Source organism: Actinomadura sp. NPDC049382 (assembly GCF_040677125.1).
GTDB lineage: Bacteria > Actinomycetota > Actinomycetes > Streptosporangiales > Streptosporangiaceae > Spirillospora > Spirillospora geliboluensis.
The window spans coordinates 34,343-40,558 of the sequence record NZ_JBFARO010000068.1 but is presented as its reverse complement, the minus strand read 5'-3'; the positions used below and the strand labels follow the sequence as shown (position 1 = coordinate 40,558).

The following is a 6,216-nucleotide window of genomic DNA, read 5'->3' as shown; positions in this document are numbered from 1 at the left end:
CGGGCGGCGCCGGCGCCGAGGTCGCGGCCGTGCTGCGCTTCGTCGCGGGCCACGAACCACCGGGCGGCGCGGGCCAGGGCGCCGTCCGGCGGCTGCTGTCGATCGGGCGCACCTCCGGCACCGACCTCGCGCACGGCGTCCTCGCGGGCTGCCGCGCCGCCCTCGCACTGACCGCGCCCGACGTCGTCGACGTTCCGAGGGTTCCTGCATGAGCGCAGCGAACCGGGGGGTGCGGGGGGTCGAACCTCCGCGGGGGGCGCGCATGAGCGACTGGGTCGAGGTGCGGCGGGGCAGCTACCACGACTCGGTCACGCTCATGCGGGTCAGCCGGCGGCTGGCGGAGCGCCCCGGCGTCGCCGGCGCGATGGTGGCCATGGGCACCGAGCTGAACCGGGAGATGCTCGCGCGGATGGGCTTCGCCGTCCCGGACGGGACGGGCCCCGACGACCTGGTCGTGGCGATCCGGGCGGACGGCGGCGTCCTCGACGAGGCGCGGGAGGCGCTCGACGGGCTGCTGACCGAGGAGTCCCGGCCGCCGGCCGGCGGCGGGCTGCTCGGCACCCCGGAGCCGCCGCGCACGACCCGGTCGGCGGCGGCGGGCGCGGACGCGACCGTCGCGCTGCTGTCGGTGCCGGGCCCGCACGTGTTCCCCGAGGCGATGGACGCGCTCGACGCCGGCCTCAACGTGATGATCTTCAGCGACAACGTGCCGCTCGCCCAGGAGATCGCGCTGAAGGAGGCGGCGGCGCGGCGCGGCCTGATCGTGATGGGCCCCGACTGCGGGACCGCGGTGGTCGGCGGCGCGGGCCTCGGGTTCGCGAACGCGGTCCGGCCGGGGCCGGTGGGCGTCGTCGCGGCGTCCGGGACGGGCGCGCAGCAGCTGATGTGCCTGCTGGACGCGGCGGGCACCGGCGTGAGCCACGTCCTCGGCGTCGGCGGCCGCGACCTGTCGCCCGAGGTGAGCGGCCGGTCGGCGCTGTCGGCGCTCGCCGCGCTGGACGCCGACCCGGGCACCGAGCTGATCGTGCTGGTGTCCAAGCCGCCCGCGCCGCAGGTCCTCGACCTGATCCGGGAGGCGGCGCGGCGGCTGGACACCCCGGTGGTGTTCGCGCTGCCGGTGCCCGGCGAGGACGACCTGACCCGGGCCGCGGAGAAGGTGCTGACCGCCCTCGGCCGCGCCGTCCCGGAGTGGCCGCGCTGGACCGCGGCGCGGCGCCCCGCCGTGCCGCCCGACCGCGCGGGCGGGCGGGCGCTGCGCGGGCTGTTCGCGGGCGGCACCCTGCGGGACGAGGCCGCGATGATCGCCGCGGCGGCGCTCGGCCGCGACCTGGAGGCGCGCGGCCACCGGTTCACCGACTTCGGCGACGACGCCTACACGCGGGGCCGCGCGCACCCCATGATCGACCCGGCGCTGCGGCTGGAGGCGCTGCGGGCCGAGGCCGCCGACCCGGCGTGCGGCGTCCTGCTGCTGGACGTGGTGCTCGGGTACGGCGCCGAGGCCGACCCGGCCGCCGCGCTCGCCCCGGCCGTCGCCGCCGCCGTCCGCGACCGGCCCGACCTCGCGGTCGTGGTGTCGCTGTGCGGGACGCCGGCCGACCCGCAGGGCCGCGACCGGCAGGCCGCGGCGCTGTGCGAGGCGGGCGCGGACGTGTTCGCCTCCAACGCGGCGGCCACCCGGCACGCCCTGCGCACCGTGGAAGGGGTTCCGGCATGACCGAGCAGCGGCTGGGCGGGCTGCTGACCCGCGAGCCGCGCGTCGTCACCGCCGGCGTGCGGGTGCTGGCGGACGCGCTCGCCGAGCAGGCCGTCCCGGTGCGGGCGGTCGACTGGCGGCCGCCGCCCGCCGGGACGGAGGCGGCGCTCGCCGCGGTGCTCGCCGACCCGGGCCACGCCGACGCCAACGCCCGCGCCGTGCGGCGCATGGTGACGGCCCGCCCCCACCTGGTGGACGTGCGCCCGGCGCGGGAGGTCCTCGGCCTGGAGCCGGGCACGTTCCTGCACGCGGGCCCGCCCCTGGAGTGGGAGCGCGCGTCCGGCCCGATGCGGGGCGCGCTCATCGGCGCGATGCTCCTCGAAGGGCTCGCCGAGACGCCGCTCGGCGCGCGGCACGCGCTGGAGCGCGGCGCGGCCGTCCTCGAACCGTGCCACCACCACGCGACCGTCGGTCCGATGGCGGGCGTCGTCAGCCCGTCGATGTGGATGTTCGTGGTGGAGGACGCCGAGCACGGCGGCACCGCCTACTGCTCCCTCAACGAGGGGCTCGGGAAGGTGCTGCGGTACGGCGCGTACGGGCCGGAGGTGATCGAGCGGCTGACGTGGATGGGCGAGGTGCTCGGCCCGGCGCTGCGGGCGGCCGTCCGGCGGCACGGCCCCCTCGACCTGGTGTCGGTCATCGCGCAGGCGCTGCAGATGGGCGACGAGCTGCACAACCGCAACCGCGCGGCGACGTCGCTGCTGCTGCGGGAGCTGGCGCCCGACCTCATCGCCGCCGAGGAGGTGCCCCGCGACCGGGCCGCCGAGGCGCTGCGGTTCGCGGCGGGCAACGACCACTTCTTCCTGAACGCGGGGATGGCGGCGGCGAAGGCGTGCGCGGACGCGGCGCGCGGCGTCCCCGGGTCGAGCCTGGTCACGGCGATGGCCCGCAACGGCACCGACTTCGGCATCCAGGTGTCGGGCACCGGCGACCGCTGGTTCACCGGCCCGGCGGGCGTCCCGGACGGCCTGTACCTCGGCGACTACGGCCCGGACGACGCCAACCCCGACATCGGCGACTCGGCGATCACCGAGACGGCCGGGACGGGCGGGTTCGCGCTGGCCGCCGCGCCCGCGATCGTCCGGTTCGTCGGCGGCGAGGTCCCGGACGCGGTCGCCGCCACCCAGCGGATGTACGAGATCACGGCGGCCGAGCACCCGGCGCTGCAGATCCCGCTGCTGTCGTTCCGCGGCACCCCCGTCGGCATCGACGCCGCGCGCGTCGTCCGCACCGGGATCCTGCCCGTCATCGACACCGGGATCGCGGGCCGGGAGGCCGGCACCGGCCAGGTCGGAGCGGGGCTCGTCGAACCGCCGCCGAACGTGTTCGCGGACGCCCTGCACGCCCTCGCGGAGATCGCGTAGCGGCGGTCCCAGGGGGTAGCGTCCCGGGCATGAGCGAGTCGATCACCGGAGAGCAGTACGCCCTGAGCGCCGGGCCGTACCAGGCCGTCGTCACCGAGTCGGGCGCCAGCCTGCGGGAGCTGACCCACGAGGGGCGCCCGCTGGTGCTGTCGCACGGCGCCGACGAGCCCGCCCCGGCCGCGTTCGGGCACCTGCTGGTCCCGTGGCCGAACCGGATCGACCGCGGCCGCTACACCTACGGCGGCGCCGAGCACCAGTTGGACGTGTCCGAGCCCGAACGCGACTGCGCGATCCACGGCCTGGTCCGGTGGGCGTCCTGGCGGGCCGCCGAGCACGAGCCGCACCGGGTGCGGCTGACCCACCGCCTGCTCGCGACGGGCGGCTACCCGTTCCGCCTCGACCTGGAGGCCGAGTACACCCTGGACGCCGCGACCGGGCTGCACGTGCGGATGTCCGCCCGCAACCCCGGGACGAGGACCGCGCCGTACGGGCACGGCGCGCACCCCTACCTGACGGTCGGCGAGCCGATCGACGCCTGCACCGTCCACCTGCTCGCCGACCGGTACGTGCCGGTGGACGACCGGATGATCCCGTCGGGGCCGTCCGAGGACGTCACCGGCACCCGGTACGACCTGCGGACCGGGCCGCTGCTGAGCGACCGGCGGATCGACAACGCGTTCGCCGACCTGAACCGCGACGGCGACGGCCGCGTCTGGGTGGTGCTGTCGGGCGGCGGCCGGACGGTCCGGCTGTGGGCCGACGAGGCGCACCCGTGGATGGAGATCTACACCGCCGACAACGCGCCGACGCCGCGCGGCGGCCTCGGCGTCGAGCCGATGACGTGCCCGCCGAACGCGTTCGCGTCCGGCGAGGGCCTCGTGCACCTGGAGCCGGGCGCGGAGTTCCACGGCACGTGGGGCATCGTCGCGGGCGACTGATCGCGGCGGGACCGATCCGCCGCGAGCGGTTCCCCGGCGGGCGGCCGTTGGGGGATCATGGCGGGGTGAACCTCAGTGTGTCCTCGTTCGACGACCTGTCCGCGCGCATCGCCGCCGCCCGCGACGCGCACGGCGAGCGCTTCCCCGGCGGCGCGGAGGGCCGGCAGCCGGTGCACACCGTGTACGTGCCGGCCGACCGGTTCTCCCGCTCGACGCCCGCCGACTTCGGCGCGGAGGCGCTGCGGCTGCTGAACACGCACACGCCCGGCGCCGGGTCGTTCGGCGCCGCGTTCGGCCTCGACCCGGAGCTGGCCGGGCCGGTGCGGGAGCGGGTCGCGGCCAAGCTCGCCGCCGAGCCGGTCGAGGACGTCCGGATCGACTTCGAGGACGGCTACGGCGTGCGCCCCGACGCCGAGGAGGACGCGCACGTCGACCAGGTCGTGGAGGCCGTCGCCGCCGCGTACCAGGTGAAGGGCCTCCCCCACTACTGGGGGCTGCGGGTGAAGTCGTTCGCCGACGGCGGCCACGAGCGGGCGATGCGGACGCTGGACGGGTTCCTCACCGCGCTGCGCGACCGGCTCGGCCGGCTGCCCGGCGGGTTCACGATCACGTTCCCGAAGGTGCTGAGCGTGGAGCAGGTCCGGCTGTTCACCGAGTTCCTCGACCGGCTGGAGGGCGCGCTCGGGCTGCCGCAGGGCATCCTGCGGTTCGAGCTCCAGGTCGAGACGCCGCAGTCGCTCATCGACCACGCGGAGGGGCGGGTCGGGCTCGGCGCGCTCGTCGAGGCCGCGCAGGGCCGCGTCACCGCCGCCCACTTCGGCGTGTTCGACTACACCGCCGCGCTGGGGCTGCCGCCGCACGAGCAGCGGCTCGACCATCCGGCCTGCGACTTCGCCCGCCACCTGATGCAGGTGTCGCTCGCCGGCACCGGGGTGCGGCTGTCGGACGGCTCCACCAACGTCGTCCCGCGCAACGACGGGCCGGACGAGGTCAACGCGGCGTGGGCGGCGCACGCGGCGCACGTCAGGCACTCGCTGGCGCACGGCTTCTACCAGGGCTGGGACCTGCACCCCGCGCACCTGCCGAGCCGGTACGCGGCCGTGTACGCGTTCCACCTGACCGGCGCCGACGAGGTCATCGGGCGGGTCCGGGCGTGGCACGAGCAGGCGGCGGCCGGCGCGAGCGGCTTCCTGGACGAGCCCGCCACGATCAAGGCGCTCACGGCCCGGCTGCGCCGCGCGGTCGACTGCGGCGCGCTGGACGAGAGCGTCCTCCCGGCGTCCTAGGGGCGTCTCCAGAGCGGGCCGACGGCGTTCATGAGGGCGCGGAGCTGCTCCTCCTCGTAGGCGAAGTGGGCGTCGAGTTCGGCGGTCATCCGGTCGAGTTCGGCGCGGACGCGGCCGGGGTCGCAGGAGCCGGGGTCGTCCAGCATGGCCTGGAGCCGCAGCCGGTTCGCGGTGACGGCGACGTGCTCGCGGCGCAGCCTGCCGATCACCGGGGCGAGGCCGGGGAACTCGGCCTCCAGGCGGGGGAAGGCGCGTCCCTCCTCGTTGTCGTGGTGCTCGCCGAGGACGCCGCAGACGGAGACGCAGTGCTCGCGGAGCTGCCGCGCGAGGTCGGGGACGTCGCGGGAGCCCGCGTAGAAGGCGTCCACGTCGGCGCGCAGGTCCGCCAGGCGGGCGCGCAGGTCGTCGTGGATCCTGATCAGCTCGTCGCCGATGGCGGCGCCCCGTCCTTCCAGGTGGCCGCGGTGGACGGCGACGACCGGGATGACGCGGCTCGTCTGCCGCTGGTACTCGGCGTAGGCGGGGACGCGCTCCCCCTGCCGCGCGTAGAGCCGGTCGCGTTCCTCGCCCTCGACGGGGAGCGCGACGCCTTCGAAGGTCTCGGTGCCGACCTCGACGGTGACGCGCGGGTCGGCGCGGACGTTGTGGTACCACGCCGGGTCGTGCGGCTGCCCCGCGTTGGAGGCGAACACGAGGAGCCGGTCGCCGTCCGCCATGTAGCCGAGCGGCGTGGTGCGGGGTTCGCCGGTCTTCCTGCCGGTGCTGGTGAGCAGGAGCAGGTCGGCGCCCTCGAAGGGGCCGCCGACCCGCCCGCCGTTGCCCCGGAACTCCTCGATGACCTGCCGGTTCCAGTCGCTCATGGACGCGGCCTCCTA

5 protein-coding genes and 1 pseudogene are annotated in these 6,216 nt (G+C 76.7%); 5 read left to right on the top strand and 1 reads right to left on the bottom strand.

The annotated features are described in order from the left end of the window. The 5 genes and pseudogenes from AB0K34_RS30355 to AB0K34_RS30335 all read left to right on the top strand — a co-directional run. A pseudogene (locus tag AB0K34_RS30355) lies at positions 1-212 on the top strand (hypothetical protein); the annotation flags it as partial. A 50-nt stretch (positions 213-262) separates the two neighbouring features. Next, positions 263-1,714, top strand: coding sequence for an FdrA family protein (locus AB0K34_RS30350; RefSeq protein ID WP_364552352.1), 1,452 nt, complete (start codon positions 263-265; stop codon positions 1,712-1,714). Then, entirely contained in the window at positions 1,711-3,117 is a 1,407-nt protein-coding gene (locus AB0K34_RS30345; protein WP_138637579.1) for a DUF1116 domain-containing protein, read from the top strand. Before AB0K34_RS30350 ends, AB0K34_RS30345 begins: the two co-directional genes overlap by 4 nt. Before the next feature lie 29 nt (positions 3,118-3,146). After that, the gene (locus AB0K34_RS30340; RefSeq protein WP_364552350.1) at positions 3,147-4,055 is read left to right on the top strand and encodes an aldose 1-epimerase family protein; all 909 of its coding nucleotides are present in this window, start codon (positions 3,147-3,149) and stop codon (positions 4,053-4,055) included. A 65-nt stretch (positions 4,056-4,120) separates the two neighbouring features. After that, positions 4,121-5,341: an aldolase gene (locus AB0K34_RS30335; protein WP_364552348.1), complete on the top strand. Its 1,221-nt coding sequence runs from the start codon at positions 4,121-4,123 to the stop codon at positions 5,339-5,341. On the opposite strand, the gene AB0K34_RS30330 is transcribed toward AB0K34_RS30335, so the two are convergent. After that, on the bottom strand, positions 5,338-6,201 hold the full coding sequence (locus AB0K34_RS30330; RefSeq protein WP_364552346.1) for a nitroreductase/quinone reductase family protein: 864 nt from the start codon (positions 6,199-6,201) through the stop codon (positions 5,338-5,340). The genes AB0K34_RS30335 and AB0K34_RS30330 overlap by 4 nt on opposite strands. Between the last annotated feature and the right edge of the window lie 15 nt (positions 6,202-6,216).